17 protein-coding genes are annotated in these 16,290 nt (G+C 74.1%); 10 read left to right on the forward strand and 7 right to left on the reverse strand.

Features of this window, described 5'->3' with window-relative positions:
* Nucleotides 1–52 precede the first annotated feature (52 nt).
* Nucleotides 53–1,198, reverse strand: a complete 1,146-nt coding sequence (locus ACWD4P_RS35350; RefSeq protein WP_449782449.1) for a polysaccharide deacetylase family protein — start codon at nucleotides 1,196–1,198, stop codon at nucleotides 53–55.
* 371 nt (nucleotides 1,199–1,569) lie between these two features.
* On the opposite strand from ACWD4P_RS35350, the gene ACWD4P_RS35355 reads away from it, so the two are divergent.
* The 3 genes from ACWD4P_RS35355 to ACWD4P_RS35365 all read left to right on the forward strand — a co-directional run bounded on the left by ACWD4P_RS35355 (nucleotide 1,570) and on the right by ACWD4P_RS35365 (nucleotide 3,306).
* Entirely contained in the window at nucleotides 1,570–1,842 is a 273-nt protein-coding gene (locus ACWD4P_RS35355; protein ID WP_359821730.1) for a hypothetical protein, read from the forward strand.
* 311 nt (nucleotides 1,843–2,153) lie between these two features.
* Nucleotides 2,154–2,789 (forward strand): sugar transferase, encoded by a 636-nt coding sequence (locus ACWD4P_RS35360; protein ID WP_449782450.1) that lies wholly within the window; start codon nucleotides 2,154–2,156, stop codon nucleotides 2,787–2,789.
* Nucleotides 2,790–2,817: 28 nt separating this feature from the next.
* Nucleotides 2,818–3,306, forward strand: coding sequence for an NUDIX hydrolase (locus ACWD4P_RS35365; protein ID WP_359821725.1), 489 nt, complete (start codon nucleotides 2,818–2,820; stop codon nucleotides 3,304–3,306).
* Between the two features lie 124 nt (nucleotides 3,307–3,430).
* On the opposite strand, the gene ACWD4P_RS35370 is transcribed toward ACWD4P_RS35365, so the two are convergent.
* Nucleotides 3,431–3,970: a PTS-dependent dihydroxyacetone kinase phosphotransferase subunit DhaM gene (locus tag ACWD4P_RS35370; protein WP_359829642.1), complete on the reverse strand. Its 540-nt coding sequence runs from the start codon at nucleotides 3,968–3,970 to the stop codon at nucleotides 3,431–3,433.
* Nucleotides 3,971–4,400: 430 nt separating this feature from the next.
* Here ACWD4P_RS35370 and ACWD4P_RS35375 point away from each other — a divergent pair, with 430 nt between their 5' ends.
* The 4 genes from ACWD4P_RS35375 to ACWD4P_RS35390 all read left to right on the forward strand — a co-directional run bounded on the left by ACWD4P_RS35375 (nucleotide 4,401) and on the right by ACWD4P_RS35390 (nucleotide 7,654).
* The gene (locus ACWD4P_RS35375; protein WP_359829643.1) at nucleotides 4,401–4,628 is read left to right on the forward strand and encodes a DUF397 domain-containing protein; all 228 of its coding nucleotides are present in this window, start codon (nucleotides 4,401–4,403) and stop codon (nucleotides 4,626–4,628) included.
* 731 nt (nucleotides 4,629–5,359) lie between these two features.
* Nucleotides 5,360–5,854, forward strand: coding sequence for a hypothetical protein (locus ACWD4P_RS35380; RefSeq protein WP_359829644.1), 495 nt, complete (start codon nucleotides 5,360–5,362; stop codon nucleotides 5,852–5,854).
* An 80-nt stretch (nucleotides 5,855–5,934) separates the two neighbouring features.
* The gene (locus ACWD4P_RS35385) at nucleotides 5,935–6,018 is read left to right on the forward strand and encodes a putative leader peptide (protein ID WP_350526312.1); all 84 of its coding nucleotides are present in this window, start codon (nucleotides 5,935–5,937) and stop codon (nucleotides 6,016–6,018) included.
* Between the two features lie 169 nt (nucleotides 6,019–6,187).
* Nucleotides 6,188–7,654, forward strand: coding sequence for an acyl-CoA dehydrogenase family protein (locus ACWD4P_RS35390; protein WP_449782451.1), 1,467 nt, complete (start codon nucleotides 6,188–6,190; stop codon nucleotides 7,652–7,654).
* A 112-nt stretch (nucleotides 7,655–7,766) separates the two neighbouring features.
* On the opposite strand, the gene ACWD4P_RS35395 is transcribed toward ACWD4P_RS35390, so the two are convergent.
* Nucleotides 7,767–9,005, reverse strand: a complete 1,239-nt coding sequence (locus ACWD4P_RS35395) for a phosphotransferase (protein WP_449782452.1) — start codon at nucleotides 9,003–9,005, stop codon at nucleotides 7,767–7,769.
* Between the two features lie 522 nt (nucleotides 9,006–9,527).
* Here ACWD4P_RS35395 and ACWD4P_RS35400 point away from each other — a divergent pair.
* On the forward strand, nucleotides 9,528–11,009 hold the full coding sequence (locus ACWD4P_RS35400) for a DNA-binding protein NsdB (protein WP_359829647.1): 1,482 nt from the start codon (nucleotides 9,528–9,530) through the stop codon (nucleotides 11,007–11,009).
* Nucleotides 11,010–11,193: 184 nt separating this feature from the next.
* Here the strand turns inward: ACWD4P_RS35400 and ACWD4P_RS35405 are convergent, their stop codons facing one another.
* A complete protein-coding gene (locus ACWD4P_RS35405) occupies nucleotides 11,194–11,655 on the reverse strand; it encodes a PAS domain-containing protein (RefSeq protein WP_449782453.1) in 462 nt (153 codons plus the stop codon).
* A 340-nt stretch (nucleotides 11,656–11,995) separates the two neighbouring features.
* On the opposite strand from ACWD4P_RS35405, the gene ACWD4P_RS35410 reads away from it, so the two are divergent.
* On the forward strand, nucleotides 11,996–13,507 hold the full coding sequence (locus tag ACWD4P_RS35410; protein WP_449782454.1) for a HEAT repeat domain-containing protein: 1,512 nt from the start codon (nucleotides 11,996–11,998) through the stop codon (nucleotides 13,505–13,507).
* Between the two features lie 167 nt (nucleotides 13,508–13,674).
* On the opposite strand, the gene ACWD4P_RS35415 is transcribed toward ACWD4P_RS35410, so the two are convergent.
* From ACWD4P_RS35415 to ACWD4P_RS35425, 3 genes are all read right to left on the reverse strand, one after another.
* Nucleotides 13,675–14,517, reverse strand: coding sequence for an undecaprenyl-diphosphate phosphatase (locus ACWD4P_RS35415; RefSeq protein ID WP_449782457.1), 843 nt, complete (start codon nucleotides 14,515–14,517; stop codon nucleotides 13,675–13,677).
* Between the two features lie 280 nt (nucleotides 14,518–14,797).
* Nucleotides 14,798–15,493 (reverse strand): class I SAM-dependent methyltransferase, encoded by a 696-nt coding sequence (locus ACWD4P_RS35420; protein WP_359831499.1) that lies wholly within the window; start codon nucleotides 15,491–15,493, stop codon nucleotides 14,798–14,800.
* Between the two features lie 150 nt (nucleotides 15,494–15,643).
* Nucleotides 15,644–15,778, reverse strand: a complete 135-nt coding sequence (locus tag ACWD4P_RS35425; protein ID WP_449782455.1) for a hypothetical protein — start codon at nucleotides 15,776–15,778, stop codon at nucleotides 15,644–15,646.
* A 33-nt stretch (nucleotides 15,779–15,811) separates the two neighbouring features.
* On the opposite strand from ACWD4P_RS35425, the gene ACWD4P_RS35430 reads away from it, so the two are divergent.
* Nucleotides 15,812–16,237, forward strand: coding sequence for a DUF4396 domain-containing protein (locus tag ACWD4P_RS35430; RefSeq protein WP_449782456.1), 426 nt, complete (start codon nucleotides 15,812–15,814; stop codon nucleotides 16,235–16,237).
* The last annotated feature ends 53 nt before the right edge of the window (nucleotides 16,238–16,290 follow it).

Here is a 16,290-nt window from a genome sequence, read left to right on the forward strand (position 1 = left end):
TGCGCTGCGTGGGAAGTCGGCCCGGCCGACTTCCCACGCAGCGCGGCCGAGGTCAGGCGACGGCTTGGCGGCGCCAGCGGCGGTAGGCGGGTTCCAGGCCCGAGAGGATCGTGTCGAAGCGGCGGGTGCTGGTGGTGGAGTCGACCTGGAGGCGGCTGATCTGGAGGGGGTGGGTGGGGAGCCGGGGGCCCAGACGGTGGTCGGAGAGGAAGCCGAGGCGGTAGCCGAGCTCCTGCAGGACGGCTTCGGCGCGGACGTCGTGGCCGCCGTCCGGGTAGGCGAAGGCGATCGGCGGTTCGCCGAGCCAGCGGGTGAGGGCCTCGTGGGCGCCGGTGATCTCGGCGCGCACGGTGTCGTCGTCGCAGCGCCCGAGGCACGGGTGTCCCTGGGTGTGGTTGCCGATCGCCACACCGCCGTCCCGCAGGGCGAGCAGGTCGGCCGGGGTCAGCTGTTCCTGACGGGGCGGCCGGCGGTCGGCGCTGACGCGTAGTTCGTGCAGGCTGCGTCGGCGGTCCGGGTCCGGCATGGCCTTGAGCCGGGGGAGCAGCTGGGAGGGGTGTCCGCAGTCGAGCGACCGGGCCCGGCCCCCGTGCCGGGCCAGGAAGTCGGCTTCGTGCCACCAGAACGGCCGTTCCGTGCCGATGAGCTCCGAGATGACGAAGGCGGTGGCCGGGATGCCCCGGGCGTCGAGGGCCGGCAGGGCGTGGGTGAGCACGCTCCGGTCGGCGTCGTCGAAGGTGACCAGGACGCTCCGGGGTGGCAGTGGCCGCCGCTCGGTCACGGCGCGGAGGACCGCGTCGAGCGAGACGGGTGTGGCGAGCCGCCGGAGCCGGTCGAGCTGGGCGCCGAAGGACCGGTGGTCGGTCACCCCGTGGTACGCCAGGACGGCGAGCCGTTGGGCGGCCATGGCCCGGAACAGCGGCTGGACGGGGGCGAACCGCAGCCATTCGCCCCGAGCGTCCTGCTGTTCCGCGTCGACGGTCGCCCGGTGACGGCCCCCGCCGTCCCGGTGCGAGCCGTGGTGCTGCTCGCCGTGAAGGTATTGGACGTGCAGGTGGCCTCCGTGCGGATGGTCGGTGGGTCGGCCGGTGCCGCGCCCGTTCGCGGGCCGTCCGACGGGCGGAGGCAGCGCGCGCACGCCGGGGGCCGGCCGGGCGCGGGCCATGGAGGTCGATGTAGTGGACTGGGACTGCGGCACGGTTCCCCCTCGTTCGCCGAGCGGCGTGGCGGTACCGCCGGAGGACGGAGCCCGGCCTCCGACTCCAGGGGCGGCGGCTCCGCTCCTGGATATTCCTGTTCTCGGTGGGGGGTTCACACCCGTCCCTCGAACGGCTCCTGGATCACTCAATGCCATTGAGACCGCTGCACCGGGCGGATGGTTGTACCGGGGGGACGAGGATTTTTCGTGGACTGATTGTGGAGCCGGAATGCCGGTGCGGACGTCTCGGACACACTTCGGCGCGGCCCCGGCGGGCCCCTGACCAGCCCGGATCCGTCGGTCGCGCAGCGTGTTCACACATTCACTCCCTGAGGGCTGCCACCCGCCCCGCCCCGGGGTACCTTGGGCTCATGGCAGATGCGGACCGTGACCCCTTCCACCTCCACGGGGCCTCCCGGATGGCTCGCGCGTGCAGTGGGGGAGCCCTGGTCACCCACCAGCTCCCGCTGACCGTGGTGGGCCTGGCCTGCCTGGCTCTCGGCATCGTGGTGGCCGTGTTCGTGCCGGACAGTGACGGGCCGGCCTGGGCGATGGCGGTGGCCGGTTGTCTGGCCGCCGGCGTTCTGCTGCTGGGCCGGATCGCCTTCGGTCTGTTCCGCGACCGCCGCCGCGCGCTGCTCTGACGGAGTCCCGTTCGCGACCTGTTCCCGACCTGTTCGCGGCTCCTCCACGTACCGGCCGTGCGGTTTTCGGGTTCCGCCGGGCCTCGTCCCCCACCCGTAACGTCGATCGCTTTCGGCATTTCGAAACGCGGATCGAGCGAAATTGGTCAGACCGACTTAATATCGTCCAGTCGGACAATCTTGGGCCCTCTTCTTTCACCATTCCCGGACAAGGGCTTCATGTCGCCCCTACTGTGAATGCGTTCTTCCGTCTCGAAGCGCCGTGGAGGGGGAGCGATGGGCGGCAGACCGGATCGTGCCGCGGCCGCCTCATGAGGCGCGCCGGGGACCTCGCCGTCGCCGCCCTGGCCGCGATCGTCGCACTGCCGCTGGCCCTGCTGATCGCCGTGCTGCTCCGGTGCACCGCCGACGGCCCGATCCTCCGGAGGCAGACCCGGGTCGGCCGACACGGCCGTGAATTCCTGCTCCTGCGCTTCCGCGCCGACGGGGACGGCCGGCTCGCCGCCCTGCTGCGCCGCACCGGCCTGAACGAGCTGCCCCGACTGTGGAACGTGGTGCGCGGCGAGATGGGGGTGGTCGGGCCGCGACCGGTCGGCCCCGACCAGGTGTCTCGGTGCTCGGGCCGCGAGCGCGGCCGGCTCGCGGTCCGACCCGGCCTCACCGGCTGGGCCCAACTGCAGGCGGTGAGCCGGAGCCGGACGCCCCGCCCGCTCGGCCGCCCCGAGTGGACCGAGCTCGACCTCTGGTACGTCGAGCACCGTTCGCTCGGACTCGACCTCCGCATCCTCGGGCTGACCGTGCTCGCCCTGCTGCGCCCCGACGCCGGCCCGGACGCCGGACCGGGCAACGGGCCGGACGCCGGGCCGGCGTCCGGCCCGGGGGTGTCCGACGCGGGGGTGTCCGACGCCGGCCGTCCGCGCGGGGCCGACCCCGAGCCGCCGGGATAGCCCCGAACCGCCCCGATAGGCTGCGGCCATGGCCATTCCCCCCTTCCTCGCCGAACTCCGCGCCGTCGTGGGCACCCGCCCGCTCTGGCTGAGCGCCGTCGTCGCCGTCGTGTTCGACGACCGCGACCGGGTGCTGCTCGCCCGACGGGCCGACGACGGCCGGTGGGCGCCGGTGGGCGGCATCCTCGACCCGGGCGAGCAGCCGGCGGACGGCGTGGTGCGCGAGTGCGAGGAGGAGACCGGGGTGGTGGTCGTGCCCGAGCTGCTCGCCTCCGCCACGGTCTCGCCGCAGGTGACGTACCCGAACGGCGACGTGACGCAGTACCTGGTGCTGACCTTCCGCTGTCGGGCGGTCGGCGGCGAGGCGCGGGTGAACGACGACGAGTCGCTGGACGTCGGCTGGTTCGGGCTGGACGAGCTGCCGCCGATGGTCGAGAGCGAGCACGAACGGCTGCGCCACGCGCTGGAGTGCGAGGGCCCGGCGGTCTTCACCTGGGACGGCAGGGAGCGCCCCTGACGCCGGGCGGCGGCGCACCGGGCGGCGCACCGGGCGGAAGGCCCGCGGGGGCCACCGGTCCGCCCGCCCCGGCGCCGCGCGCGGGCCCTGGAGCCGCCCGCCGCGGTTCCCGCCCCGGGCCGGGTCAGCCCTTGTACTGCCGGTAGGCCTCCTCGGCCGCGTCCAGGACGGCGGCCAGGTCCCCGCCCGCGGTGGCGGTCGCGGTGGCGGCCACCGCGCCCTCGACGAACGGGGCGTTGGCGAACCGGACCGGGAACGGCAGCCCGTGTTCCTCGGCCGCGGACAGCAGCGCGCGCACGGTGGTGACCGCCCCGCCCAGGTCGGCGAGCACCACCACGCCGTGGCCCTGGTCCACCCGGCGGGTCGCGGCGGCCACCAGGACGGCGCTGATGCCCGGTCCGTCCGACGGGTCGCCGCCGGTCGCCGCGACCGGCGCGGGGGAGTCGGATCCGGTCAGCGCGAGCGCGAGGGAGCGTACGGCGGTGGCCAGTTCCTGGCTGTGCGAGACCAGGACGACCCCGACCCGCCCGTGTGCGGAGGGCCGGGCCGGGGTCGGTCGGGGCAACGGGGTGGGCGAGGGGGGCGTGCGGGGTGCCGGGGGATGGGCCGAGGGTGCGTCGGAGATGGGGATGACGTCGGCGCGGGTGCCGTCCCGGCGGCTCATCGGCTGCTCCCTTGAGTGGGTCGGTGGGTGGATCGTCGGTCAGAACGGTCGAGCGGCGCCGAGCGTTCGAACAGCGCGGCGGATCGGGGCGCCGGCCCGCTCGGGCGGGGCCGCCGTCGGGGTCGCGGATTCCCGCGGGCGGCCGGACGGCCCGTTCCACCGGCCCGCCCGGCACTGGTCCCGCCGGGACGGTCCTGCGGGGCCGGGGAGGCCGCGTGGCGGCGTCCTGGCAGCACTCTGGCAGCTGCCCGCCGCCCCCGCCGGTCGGGACACGCCTCGACCCTTCCTCCGGCCGCGCCCTTCCCCGCCCGGAGGAGTCCTCGTCAACCCGCTGACCGGGGCCGGGCGGTGTGGCTAGGCTGGTCCGGGAATGCCGTCGGGAGGAGAGCGGTCAGTGGGATCCAACAGCGGGACGGACACGGAGGTCGGCGTGGCACAGCCGGATCTGGCACCGAGCGGGAAGCCCAGGGTGGACTTCACCGGGGCGGAGTGGCTGTGCAGCAGTCAGGGCGTCGGGGACGTCCAGATCGCCTTCGTGGACGGCTACATCGGGATGCGGGACGGCCGCCAGGAGGACGGGCCGATCCTGGTCTTCACCCCGGGCGAGTGGCGGGCCTTCGTGCTCGGTGCCCGGGACGGCGAGTTCGACCTCACCTGAGGCGCGCCACGCAGGGAACCACCGGAGCGGGCCCTCGATGGACGGGGGTCCGCTCCGTGGGCGACCTTTCGGGTCCGAACATCACAACTCATGATCCATTGAGCGTGCCACGTCAGAATTTCTGTTGACTGTTAGACAAACGCAGCTCAGAGTATGAGCACAGGCAGACGCCGTGCCCACCGCCCCCACGCGGCCAGACACGGCGCCTGCTGTGCGGCTCGGCAGTTGCCGGGCCATCCTCCCAGTCATCCCCTGCGCACCGGGGTGCGTCGGCCGGTCCCGGCCCCGTGATGGGGCCGGCAGTCGCCGGGAGGCGTGGTGCCGAAGCCGAGAGCGACTCGGATGACGGCACCGGCGCTCGGGACCCGCACGCCCCCACGCGGCGGCGTCCCGAGCAGATCCACGGGAGCGACAGGCCGGGGCCCCGCGGATCTGGCTTGTGATGCATGGAACTGTTGGCTTGTGTGTTTGTGCTGTGTGCGACGACGAAGCTGGGTGCTCGGCAGTTCGGCACGACGAGTGCACAGTGAGGGAAACGCGTGTAGGGCCGCGTTGCGACATGCCGTCCCCCCGGAGGGTGAAACCCGGAACGGCTGTCGTGCTGAACCGAACGTAGCCCGGACGGTTGCTCAGAGTCAACATTGGTCTCTGAGCGTCGATCTCCCGGTGGTCCCCCGTCGGCGCCCCACCCACCTCGCGAGCGTGGTGTGCCGGACACGTACGATGTTCCCATGTCTTTTCTCCGCCGTCGCTCCGGACAGCCCGCCGGCCCGGACTTCGACGTGCTCGCGATGGACCCGGGCGACTGGCCCGGTGACTTCGGTGCGGCCATGATGACCGGCCCGGACGGCTCCTGCCAGGGGATTTTCCTGCGCTACGACCTGTTCGGCGGCAGAGGCCCGGCGATGTTCATCGGCAACCTCCCCGAGGGTTCGCCCGCCCGGGAGACCGGCGACGACGTGCCCTTCGAGGTCCGGCAACTGCTCGCGGCGCTGGAGAACGACGAGCCGGTCGAGTTCGTCTCGGCCGAGGACTTCCCGGTGATGCTCGGGGACGACCTGCTGATCGTGAAGAAGGTCAAGGTCAGCGAGGAACGCGTGTTCTGCGCCCAGTTCGGCCGCAGCGACGGCGTCCTGGTCACCGTCGCCTCCTGGGACCGACCGATTTCGGACGACCTGTATCAGCTGCTGAAGCCGCTCCCCTCGGACATGTTCCAGCAGGGCTGACCCCGCCGGGGCCGTCCGGCTCCGCCCGGGACCCGGACGCTGCTTGACGGTATCGATCAACGGTTCGTACAGTCGCGAACATGCCGTGCCGTCTTCCGCTGCTGACCCGCCGCAGGCACCTCGACCTGCGGCGCACCGCCAGCGCGGCGTGTCCGGGCCGCTGAGGGGGGCTCGTTCCCCCGGCGGCGGGGGGCCGACCGGTTGTCCGGTCGGCGCCGACACCAGGGGACGGGCGGTGAGCCGACCTCCGGGGCCGCCCATCGGTACCGCGCGCCCGTACGGCGTGCCGCCCGCATCCGTCGAGCCCACGCTGCCGCCCGGAGGCACAGCATCATGACGACCCGCGCCGCCAACCGTTCGACCGCCGATCGTTCGCCCGAGGACCGGGTGTCCGACGACCGGTCCCCCGGCGACCGTTCGCCCGCGAGCGCCTCCGCGGAGGAAGTTCCGGCCAAGGGCGGCTCCGCCGGGCGCCGTCCCCGGACCGCCGCCCGATCGGCGGGTTCCGACCGGTCCGATTCCGGCCATCTCGAATCCACCGCCCCCACACCGGCCGGTTCCCCGCCCGCCGGTTCCCCCGCCCCCGCGACCGGGGACCCCGAGGCCGGTGGCCCGGGGCCCGACCGCACCGGCCCCGCCCGGGCCGCGATCGACGGCGCCCTCGCCGGACTGCCCCGGGTGGTCGACCTGTTGGCCGCCCGCGCCGAGGAGCACGACCGCGACGCGACCTTCCCGTACCAGGGGATCGAGGCCGTCCACGAGGCCGGGCTGCTCACCCTCACCGTCTCCGAACGGTACGGCGGACCGGGCGGAACGCTCGCCGACACCGTCCGGGTGCTGTCCCGGCTCGGCCGCGGCGACGCCTCGGTGGCGGTGGTCACCGCCTTCACCCTGCTCCGGCACGCCGAGCAGGCCCGCCGCGCCGACTGGCCGACGGCCGGCTACCGGCGGCTGCTCACCGAGTCCCGGCGCGGCCCGGCGCTCGTCAACACGCTGCGGGCGGAGCCCGGTGCCGCGGCGGGCGACCTGCCCGGCACCGTCGCCCGACGGGACGGCGACGGTTGGCTGCTGACGGGCCGGAAGACGTACTGCACCGGCGCCGAGGCGCTCGCCTGGATGGCGGTGACCGCGCGGACCGACGAGGAGGAGCCGAGGATCGGCACCTTCCTGGTCCGCGGCGAGAGCGAGGGCCTGGAGATCGACCCGACCTGGGACCAGCTCGGGCTGCGGGCCAGTGCCAGCCACGACGTGGTGCTGGACGGGGTCCGGGTGCCGGGCGACCTCGCGCTGGGCCTGACGCCCGGTCGCCGGACGGGCCGTCAGGGTGCCGACGCCGAGGCCGAACTCACCCTGGCCTGGCACGACCTGGCGCTCTCCGCGGTGGCGATCGGGGTCGCCAGGGCCGCCGAGGCCTGGCTGATCCGCTTCCTCAACCAGCGCACCCCGGCCAATCTGACCGAGCCGCTCGGCACCCTGCCCCGCTACCGGACCGCCCTCGGCGAGATCGAGGCCCAGCTGATCGGCGCGGAGGAACTGGTCGAGGGCCTGGCCCCCCGGGTGGACCGGGGCGAGCCGGAGGCCGTCGCCCGGACCGGACCGGCCCACCTGCTGGTGACCCGGGCCGCGACGTCGGTGGTCCAGCAGGCCGTCGCCCTCACCGGCAACCCCGGCCTGAGCCGGCGCCACCCGCTGGAGCGCTACCTGCGGGACGTGCTCAGCAGCCGGGTGCACCTGGCCCCCGACGAGGCCGTCCTGGAGGCCGCCGGCCGGGCCGCCCTGGAGCGGGACGCCCGGCCGTAGGTCCGTCCTGCCGGCCCTTCCCGGGTCCGCGCCGATCGACGGGACGGGCCCGGGAACGGGCACAGGCACAGGCACGGGTGCGGGCCCGGGTGCGTCCCCGGGCCCGCACGGTTCAGCGGGTCCCGACGGCGGCGCGGACGGCCCGGCGGGCGAGCGCCGCGTCGTCGTAGAGGCGGCGGATCATGATCCGCTGCTCCTCGCCGGCGCCCGGCACGTCGTACAGCCGGATCTCCCGCATCAGCACCAGCGCCAGGTTCACCAGGAACGCGTCCCGGGCCAGTGTGCCGCCGCTCTGGGCGAGTTGGCTGATCTGGCGGCGTGCCGCGGTGTCCCCGGACAGGACGCTCCAGAGCACCGCCAGGTCGTAGCCCGGCAGGTACCAGCCAGCCTGCTCCCAGTCGACCAGCACCGGGCCGGACGGCGCCAGCAGCATGTTGCTGAGCAGGGCGTCGCCGTGGCAGAGCTGGAGCGGGGTGTGGCCGAGGCCGTGCAGCAGGCCGCGCAGGTCGCCGGCGTCCCGGTCGGTGAGCTGGCCCACCGAGTGGTAGCGGGCGATCTCCAACTGGTAGTCCAGGCGAGGCTGGAAGACGTCGGTCGGCGGCCGCCAGAGGTTCAGCGTGCGGACCGCGGTGAGCAGCGCCCGGACCTCGCCCGGGGTGGGCGCGTTGACCGGGTGGCGCTCGCGGGCCGCCGGGCGCCCCGGCACGCGCTCCATGACCAGCACGCACCGGTCGTGGTCGGCTGCCACCAGCCGGGGCAGCCGCACCGGCGGGCGGTGCCGGACGAACGCCCGGTAGACCGCCACCTCGTGGTGGAAGTCGGCCACCAGCTGCTCGAAGTACTCACTCCGCACCGCCTGTGGCGCCAGGCACTTGGCGACCACCGGAGCCCGCCCGATGGTGCCCGCCACCAGGATGTGGCGGCTGCCCTCGCGCAGGACCTGGCGCGGAGTGAACGCGGGACATATCCGCGCGACACTGCCGAGCGCCGCCCGGACCGCCGGGGTCTGGAGCGCCGAAGGATCGATCCGCTCCGGGCCGCCGACGGGCTGGCCGGGCCGACGGGCCCGCAGCACCTGGCCGTCGGCCTGCCGGGCCAGCGGCATCCGGCCGCCCGGAAACGCGGTCTCGGGGACGCGCGGTCCCAGCACGGTACGGCCGGCGGGGCCCAGCGCCGTGCGGCCGGTCGGGACGACCCGGGGGTCCGTGGCCCGGCCCTCGGCACCGCGCGGAGCCGCGGGCCGACTCGCCGGGGGCACCGCCTTGGGGCCGGTGCGGCCGGCGGCTGCGGTGGGAGGGCGCAGCGCGGGGCGGGTCGCGGTGTGCGTGGGGGTCGTCGCTGAGGAGTACATGGGCTGAGGGTGGTCCCTTCCGGTCCGTCGGCAGGTGCTGCCCCGCGGGGGCGGGGAGGGCCGGTGCCGTGTGCTTCCTGGCGTGACGGCGGCCCTGCGGGTGGTGCGGTGCGTCGAGTGGTGCGGTACTGCGCGCGGCCGCTCGAGCGGTGCGGTGGGTGGTGCACGGGCGCCGGGCACGGACGCGGGGTCAGGAACCCCTGGTCGGCGGTGCTCCGGCCGTCCGCACCCTGGGGAATGCGGTCGGCCGGACTGCCGTCGGCCGTGCCCGGCGCTCCCGCGCCACCCGGCCGCGCCACCCCCTCGGGTGAGGACCGGGAGCGCCCCGTGCCACCGTCGGGGGACAGCCCCGACGCTGGTGGGACACCGCCCGACCCGGGGGGCGAGGTGGCGCACCCCTACAACACACCCCTCGGGCACTGGCTTAGTAGTCTGGCGGGCCCTGGCGAACGGTGGCGAATGCTCGCCCGGCACTTGCCGGAGCCTCTAGCCTCGGATCAGCCGAGGAACCTGGGGGCTTCGTTGAGCAGGGAACCCAACACCCGACTGGCCGATCTGTTCGTCCTGACCGGATGGTCGAAGGGCGAGCTCGCGCGGCTGGTCAACCGTCGGGGTGCCGCGATGGGACAGCTGCAGCTGTCCACCGACACGTCGAGGGTACGGCGCTGGATCGAGCAGGGGGAGATCCCGCGCGATCCGGTGCCGAGGGTGCTGGCGGCCGTGTTCACGGAGCGGCTCGGACGTGTCGTCACCACTGAGGACCTCGGTCTGGAACGACACCGGCCCACCAGGTCCGGAGCGGACGCGTCCGCGGCAGTGCCATGGTCGCCGGATCGAACAGCCGCGGTCCTCACCGAGTTCACGGGAATGGACCTCATGCTGAACCGACGTGGATTGGTGGGCGCCGGAGCGGCGCTCACGGCCGGGGCGGTCATCGCCGACTCGCTGAAGGGCTGGCTGGGCGGGGACGCGGTCGCGTACGCGGCCTCCGTACCCGGGCCCCGACAGGTGGTCACCGGGGGCGGAGCGCACCCGGTGGCGGACGTGTACGACGCGGGCCCGGTCGGGCTCGACGAGGTGGAGTCGCTGGAGCACTCGGTACAGGTGTTCCGGGCCTGGGACGCGGCCCGCGGGGGTGGGCTGCAGCGCAAGGCCGTGGTCGGTCAACTGAACGAGGTAGGCGGGCTGTTGACGCACCGGCACGCGCCGGAGGTGGAGCAGCGGCTGTGGCTGGTCGCGGCCAACCTGGCGGTGCTGGCGGGCTGGATGTCGCACGACGTGGGCCTGGAGCCCACCGCCCAGAAGTACTTCATGATCGCGGCCGACGCGGCCAAGGAGGCCGGCGACCGGCCGCGGGCCGGGGAGGCGATCTCCCGGGCCGCGCGGCAGATGGTGCACCTGGGCCGGGCCGACGACGCCCTCGACCTGATGTCGGCGGCCAAGGCGACCGGCGGGCGGTTGATGCCCAGAACCCGCGCCATGCTCAACACGGTCGAGGCGTGGGCGCACGCCTCGATCGGGCACTCCCAGGACACCTACCGGCTGCTCGGGGAGGCCGAGGACCTGTTCACCGAGGAGGCGACGGAGCCGCCGCCCTCGTGGATGCAGGTGTTCGACGAAGCCGAACTGCGCGGCATGCAGGCCCTGGTGCTGCGCACGCTCTCCGAGCACGACCTGCGGGCGGCCCCCCAGGCGCGCCGGCACGCGGAGCGGGTGATCACCCTGCGGGAGGGCACCGGACAGCTGCGTTCGGCGCTGTTCGACCGGATCACCCTGGCCTCGGTGCACCTGATCACCGGCGAGCCGGACGCGGCGCAGTTCCAGGCCAAGATGGTGATGAACCTCATCGGCCAGAACTCCTCGCACCGGACCTGGGACCGGCTGCGCGAGATGTACCGGTTGACGGCGCAGTACCGGGGGCTGCCGGTGGTGGACGAGCTGAGGGAGGAGTTGGGCCGGGAGCTGCGGGCGGCGGACGCCAAGAACCGGCGTCGGCTGACCTGACCGGATCCGAGCCGACGCGATCCGACCTGACGTGACCTGACCTGACCTGACCTGGTTCGACCGGTGGCCGGGCGTGCGGGCCCGGACCGGGGCGTCCGTTCGGAGCGGTGGGGCCTCTCGTTCGGAGCGGCGGGCCGTTCGTCCAGGCCGGAGAAACTGTGCTTCAGGCCGGAGAGACCGTGCTTCAGGCCGGCGGGGCCGGGCGGAGCAGCATGCGCAGGGCGACGACGGTGCCGTCCGTGCCGAGGACGGGCTCGCCCGCGCACTCGACGCCGCCGTTCCGTCCGTCCGGTCGGCGGACCCGCAGGGCGCCGGCGGCGCAGCGGCCGTGCACCAGCGCGTCGGTCATCATCCGCCGCAGCAGCGGCCGGTCCGCCTCGGGGAGACGGTCGGGCAGCCGGTCGAGGCTGAGCGGGCCGTGCTCCGGGTCGCAGCCGAGGAGGTGGTAGGTCTCCGGGCTCCAGTGGATCCCGTCGGTCAGCAGGTCCCATTCGGCGGAGCCGATCGGGCCGTGGCCGGTTCCGTCGTGGTGGCCGCCGTCGCCGAGGTGGGGGCCGGACGGCTCGTGCGTCGTGCCGTCCACTCTGCCGTCCGTCCCGCCGTCGGCGCTGTCCGAACCGCTGTCCGTCGGGGCGCCGTCCGCCATGGCGCCTCCCGGCGGGCGGGAGGCGCCTAAGGGCATGTTCATGGCGGACCCATCGTCTCGGGTGCGGCCCGCGGCAGGCGGACCGTTCGGACAGTTCGGACAGTGAGAAGACTGTCGCACAGCGTCGTCACCCTTGCGGGCGATTTGGACAGAACGCAGGCAAAGTTCCGGTGGCATATGCCACTGTGGCTGGAGCCCTCGTCGCCCTGTGTGCGGACGGGGGTCCGAGGCGGTAACCTTCGGTGATTCCGGCGCCCGGGCGCCCACCGCAGTACCGACCACAGACCCCGGCGACGGAAATCCCGTTGCCACTACGACCGCCGCAACGGATGCTGACCTCATGTTCGAGCCAGTGATAGCACCCAGTGCCAGCCTCCTAGGCCTCCTTCAGCGAGGCCGTGGTGACGGGCAGCTCCACGCGCTGGCCGCCGACCGTGCCGAGGCCATCGCCGCGCTGGAGGAGTGCGTCACCAGGGATCCGCGAGCCGACTGGCAGGTCGAGAGTCGCTCCCTCTACTACGCGCGCATCTTCATGGAGCTGGAAGCCCCCCTCGACGGCATCGAGGACCACCTCCACTCCGCCGAGGACCTGGTCACCGACGACGAGAGCCGCACCGGCCTCGCCCTCTCCGTCCTGGGCCACCTCGCCTCGTACGGCCGGCGCGACGCGCTGCTGATGCTGCGCGAGTACGCCGCCACCGGTGCCAACTGGTCCTGGGCCCTCGACGAGCTCGCCCTGCGCGACGACGACCGCGGCCTGCTGCTGCTCGGCACCGCCGTGCTGGACCACTTCGCGCCGGGCCCCGAGGGCGACGCCGAACTGCGCGAGTTCATCCGCAACGCGTACGAGCCCCGGCCCTGGCGGCTCTGGGCGGCCTACCACCCCAGAGTGGCGGCGGCCAGCGAACAGTCACCCTTCGACCTGTGGCAACGCCAGATCAACCGCAGCGGTGTCACCCCCGGCTGGTCCACCGCCGACGTGCTGGCCTGGGCCGACCAGGGCGAGCTCGGCGGCCTCGGCGCCGGCGCCTTCCTCGGCCGGCCCGACGCCCGCCCGGAGCCCGCGCGCGGCGACGGCCGGACGTCCGGCCCCGACGCGGTGGACCGCCGCGCCGCCGCGGCCGCCCGCTGCCTGACCGCCGTGGTCCGTCCGGAGGACCGCCCGCTGCTGCTGGAGGCGGCGCGCGACGGCCTGCCCGGCGCCCGTCGGGCCGCCCTGCGCCACCTGGTCGAGCAGCGCGACCCGGCCGCCGTCGAGCTGATCGAGGCCGCCGCCGCGGACGTGGACGACCGGATCGTCCGGGCCGCCCTGGAACTGCTCGGCCGGATGCGCGGCCCCGAGGTGCTGGCGCACGCCCGCCGCTGGGCGGACCCGGCCACCGGCGGTGCCGACAGCGCGCTCGGCGAGGCCGCCGTCCAACTGCTCGCCGACGCCGGTGAGCCGGCCGACGCGCCGCTGGTGGTGGCCGGGCTGCGCCGCTGGGTCTCCGTGCGCGGGGTCGGCGGCACCGGGCTGGGATCGCTGGTGGACGGCGCGGGGCGGCTGGCCGCCGCCGACGCCGTACCGGTCCTGCGCCACATCTACGGGGAGGCAGCCTCCTCGGAACTGCGCGGACGCGCCGCCCAGGCGCTGGCCGCGACCGACGTGCACTTTCCCGAGGGGCCCGCCGTCGAGTGCCTCTGGGACTGCGAGGAGTCCACGCGTGAGCTCGCCGCGCGCCATGTCGCCACCACGGGCGACGCGCGTGTGCTCGAGCGGTTGCGCCGGCTCGCCGCCGACCCGGCCGAGGAGGCCGAGGTCCATGCCGCCGTACGCGGTCGGCTGACCGCCGCCCGGGAGTTCGGGCGTTAGGGAGCTGGTCCTCGAACCCTCCCGGATCATCGAACCCTCCGAGGCCATCGAACCCTCCCGGGTCCTCAGACGTTCAGTGGGCCGGGACACCGTGTCGGTGTCCCGGCCCACTCGCTTTCCGCGGGGCCAGGTTTCTGGAACCCCGTTCTACATCCGCACGCGCGGTCCTACTTCACCGCTCCCGCGTCCGGAGCCAGGACACCGCCGAAGACCAGTCCGATGATCAGAACGCCGAGCAGCACCCGGTAGATCACGAACGGCATGAAGCTGTTGTTCGAGATGTACTTCAGGAACCAGGCGATCGCCGCGTAGCCGACCACGAAGGCGATCAGGGTGGCCATGATCGTGGGCCCCCAGGCCGGGGCCGGCCCCTCCCCGATCTTGAACAGTTCCAGCGCCCCCGAGGCGAGCACCGCCGGGATCGCGAGCAGGAAGGAGTAGCGGGCCGCCGCCTCCCGGCTGTAGCCGAGCAGCAGGCCCGCGCTGATCGTGCCGCCGGAGCGGGACACGCCCGGAATCAGCGCCAGCGCCTGGGCGAAGCCGTAGATGCCCGCGTGCGGCAGCGTGAGGTCGGTGATCGGACGGGCGTGGCGGACGGCCCGGGTGCGGTCGGCGAAGGCCAGGACCAGGCCGAAGACGATCAGCGTGGTGCCGATGATCCGAAGGTCGCGCAGGTGGGTCTCGATGGTGTCCTGGAACAGCTTGCCCAGGATGCCGATCGGCAGGGTGCCGATGATCACGAACCAGCCCATCCGGGCGTCCGGTTCCGAGCGCAGGGCCGGCCGGAACAGCGACAGCGCCCAGGTCCTGATGATCGAGACGATGTCCCGGCGGAAGTAGATCAGCACCGCCGTCTCGGTGCCGAGCTGGGTGACGGCCGTGAAGGCCGCACCCGGGTCGTCCCAGCCGAACAGGGCCGAGAAGACCCGCAGGTGGGCGCTGGAGGAGATCGGCAGGAACTCGGTGAGCCCCTGGATCAGGCCGAGGACGGCCCCGTGGAACCAGTCGATCACCGGGCACCCGCCGGGGGTATCCGTCGGGCGTGGGACAGGGGCGGCATGGGCGGGTCCTTGCGGGTCGGAAGGGCGTGCGGGACCACCGTGGCCCGCCGGGCCCGCGGGCCGCGCGCGAGCCAGGCGCGCGGCTGATGGTACGGGGTGAAGGTGACGGTTCTTTGTTCACCCTTTGTTCCGGCTTTGCGCACAGGCCCCTGCGGGCCCGGAGCCGACTCGGGCCGGCGTCCGGCGCCCGTCCTGTCGCCGCACCCGGCGAAGACCCGCAATGCACGCCCTAAAGCACCGGCCGCGCCCGGACCCAGGTGCGGTCCGCGGTCAGGTAGCGCTCGACCACCAGGTCGGCCTCCGCGAGCGCCTGCTCGAACGCCTCGGTGCTGAGCGGGCGGGACAGGAAGGTCTGCGTCCAGGTGCCGTCCGGGAAGACGTACTCGCAGCGCACGGAATTGACGCCGTCGCCGACCGGCGTGGCCGAGATCAGCCGGGACAGCGCGTCCGGGCCGATCGGGCTCTCCCGGGGCACGTTCAGGTGCCAGTCCTCGCCCTCGCGCTGCACCAGCACGCAGCCGTCCTCGGCGACGTGGCGGCGGCAGGTCTCCAGCAGGCCCCGGCGGACCGTCACGTCGCCCGCGTGCACCAGGAAGGAGGCGAGCACGACGACGTCGAAGCGCTCGCCGAGGTCGAGTTCCTCGATCGGGCTGCGCACCGTGCGGACGTCCGCACGGACCCGGGCCAGCATGGCGGCGGACTCGTCCACGGCCGTGACGGCGAAGCCGCGGTCGGTCAGGGGGTGGGTCATCCGGCCGACGCCGCAGCCGAGTTCCAGGATGCGGGCGCCGGACGGCACCGCGGCCTCGATCACGTCCGGGGCGTCGCCCACGGGGAGGCGGCTCCACACCTCGACGGCGCAGCCGTCCGGGGTGATCGCGCCCGCGCCCGTTCCGTCGTATCCGTCACGTCGTTCGTCTGCCATGCCGTTCATCGGAACACGGGCGGGTGCACCCGGGGAAGAGGGCGTCGGAACGGGATTGCTACATACCCCTCGGGGGTATATGTTCGACCAGCGACGGAGCGAGGGGCGCCGAAGGGGGCGCCGGGGCGAGTGGAGGACGACATGGCGCAGTCAGCGCAGCACGGGCACCACGGGCACGCCGACCGGCAGCACGCCGGGCGCGAGCGGCACGGGAACCACGAGAGCCACGGAAGCCACGGGCATCATGAGCACCATGGACAGGCCCATGGCGGCCACCACGGCCACCAGGCTCACGGTGGTGGCGGGGCCGGCTGGCGGATGGCCGCGCAGGCCACCCTGCACTGCCTCACCGGCTGCGCCGTCGGCGAGATCCTCGGCATGGTGCTGGGTACCGCCTTCGGTCTGCACAACGGGGCGACGGTGGTGCTCTCGATCCTGCTGGCCTTCGTCTTCGGCTACGCGCTGACCATGCGCGGCGTGCGGAAGGCCGGGCTCGACGTCGGCGCCGCGGTCAAGGTCGCGCTGGCCGCCGACACCGTCTCGATCCTGGTGATGGAGCTGATCGACAACACGGTGATGGTCACCGTCCCGGGGGCGATGGACGCCGGCCTCGGTGACCTGCTGTTCTGGGTGGCGCTGGCGGGCTCGTTGGCGCTGGCCTTCGTGCTGACCGTCCCGGTCAACAAGTGGATGATCGGCCGGGGGCGCGGCCACGCCGTGGTGCACGCCTACCACGGGCACTGATCCCCGCCGGGGTTCCGGACGCGCTCTCGCCCGCGGCCCGCGCCGACCGTTCG

It is taken from the genome of Kitasatospora sp. NPDC002543 (genome assembly GCF_053594915.1).

What these genes read in the sequence shown, in the direction of transcription:
- ACWD4P_RS35385 (WP_350526312.1), top strand. Translation starts at nt 5,935, where the DNA reads ATGCCGTGCCGTCTTCCGCTGCTGACCCGCCGCAGGCACCTCGACCTG.
- ACWD4P_RS35380 (WP_359829644.1), top strand. Translation starts at nt 5,360, where the DNA reads ATGTCTTTTCTCCGCCGTCGCTCCGGACAGCCCGCCGGCCCGGACTTC.
- ACWD4P_RS35360 (WP_449782450.1), top strand. Translation starts at nt 2,154, where the DNA reads ATGAGGCGCGCCGGGGACCTCGCCGTCGCCGCCCTGGCCGCGATCGTC.
- ACWD4P_RS35430 (WP_449782456.1), top strand. Translation starts at nt 15,812, where the DNA reads ATGGCCGCGCAGGCCACCCTGCACTGCCTCACCGGCTGCGCCGTCGGC.
- ACWD4P_RS35395 (WP_449782452.1), bottom strand. Translation starts at nt 9,005, where the DNA reads ATGTACTCCTCAGCGACGACCCCCACGCACACCGCGACCCGCCCCGCG.
- ACWD4P_RS35410 (WP_449782454.1), top strand. Translation starts at nt 11,996, where the DNA reads ATGTTCGAGCCAGTGATAGCACCCAGTGCCAGCCTCCTAGGCCTCCTT.
- ACWD4P_RS35420 (WP_359831499.1), bottom strand. Translation starts at nt 15,493, where the DNA reads ATGGCAGACGAACGACGTGACGGATACGACGGAACGGGCGCGGGCGCG.
- ACWD4P_RS35355 (WP_359821730.1), top strand. Translation starts at nt 1,570, where the DNA reads ATGGCAGATGCGGACCGTGACCCCTTCCACCTCCACGGGGCCTCCCGG.
- ACWD4P_RS35405 (WP_449782453.1), bottom strand. Translation starts at nt 11,655, where the DNA reads ATGGCGGACGGCGCCCCGACGGACAGCGGTTCGGACAGCGCCGACGGC.
- ACWD4P_RS35390 (WP_449782451.1), top strand. Translation starts at nt 6,188, where the DNA reads ATGACGACCCGCGCCGCCAACCGTTCGACCGCCGATCGTTCGCCCGAG.
- ACWD4P_RS35370 (WP_359829642.1), bottom strand. Translation starts at nt 3,970, where the DNA reads ATGAGCCGCCGGGACGGCACCCGCGCCGACGTCATCCCCATCTCCGAC.
- ACWD4P_RS35365 (WP_359821725.1), top strand. Translation starts at nt 2,818, where the DNA reads ATGGCCATTCCCCCCTTCCTCGCCGAACTCCGCGCCGTCGTGGGCACC.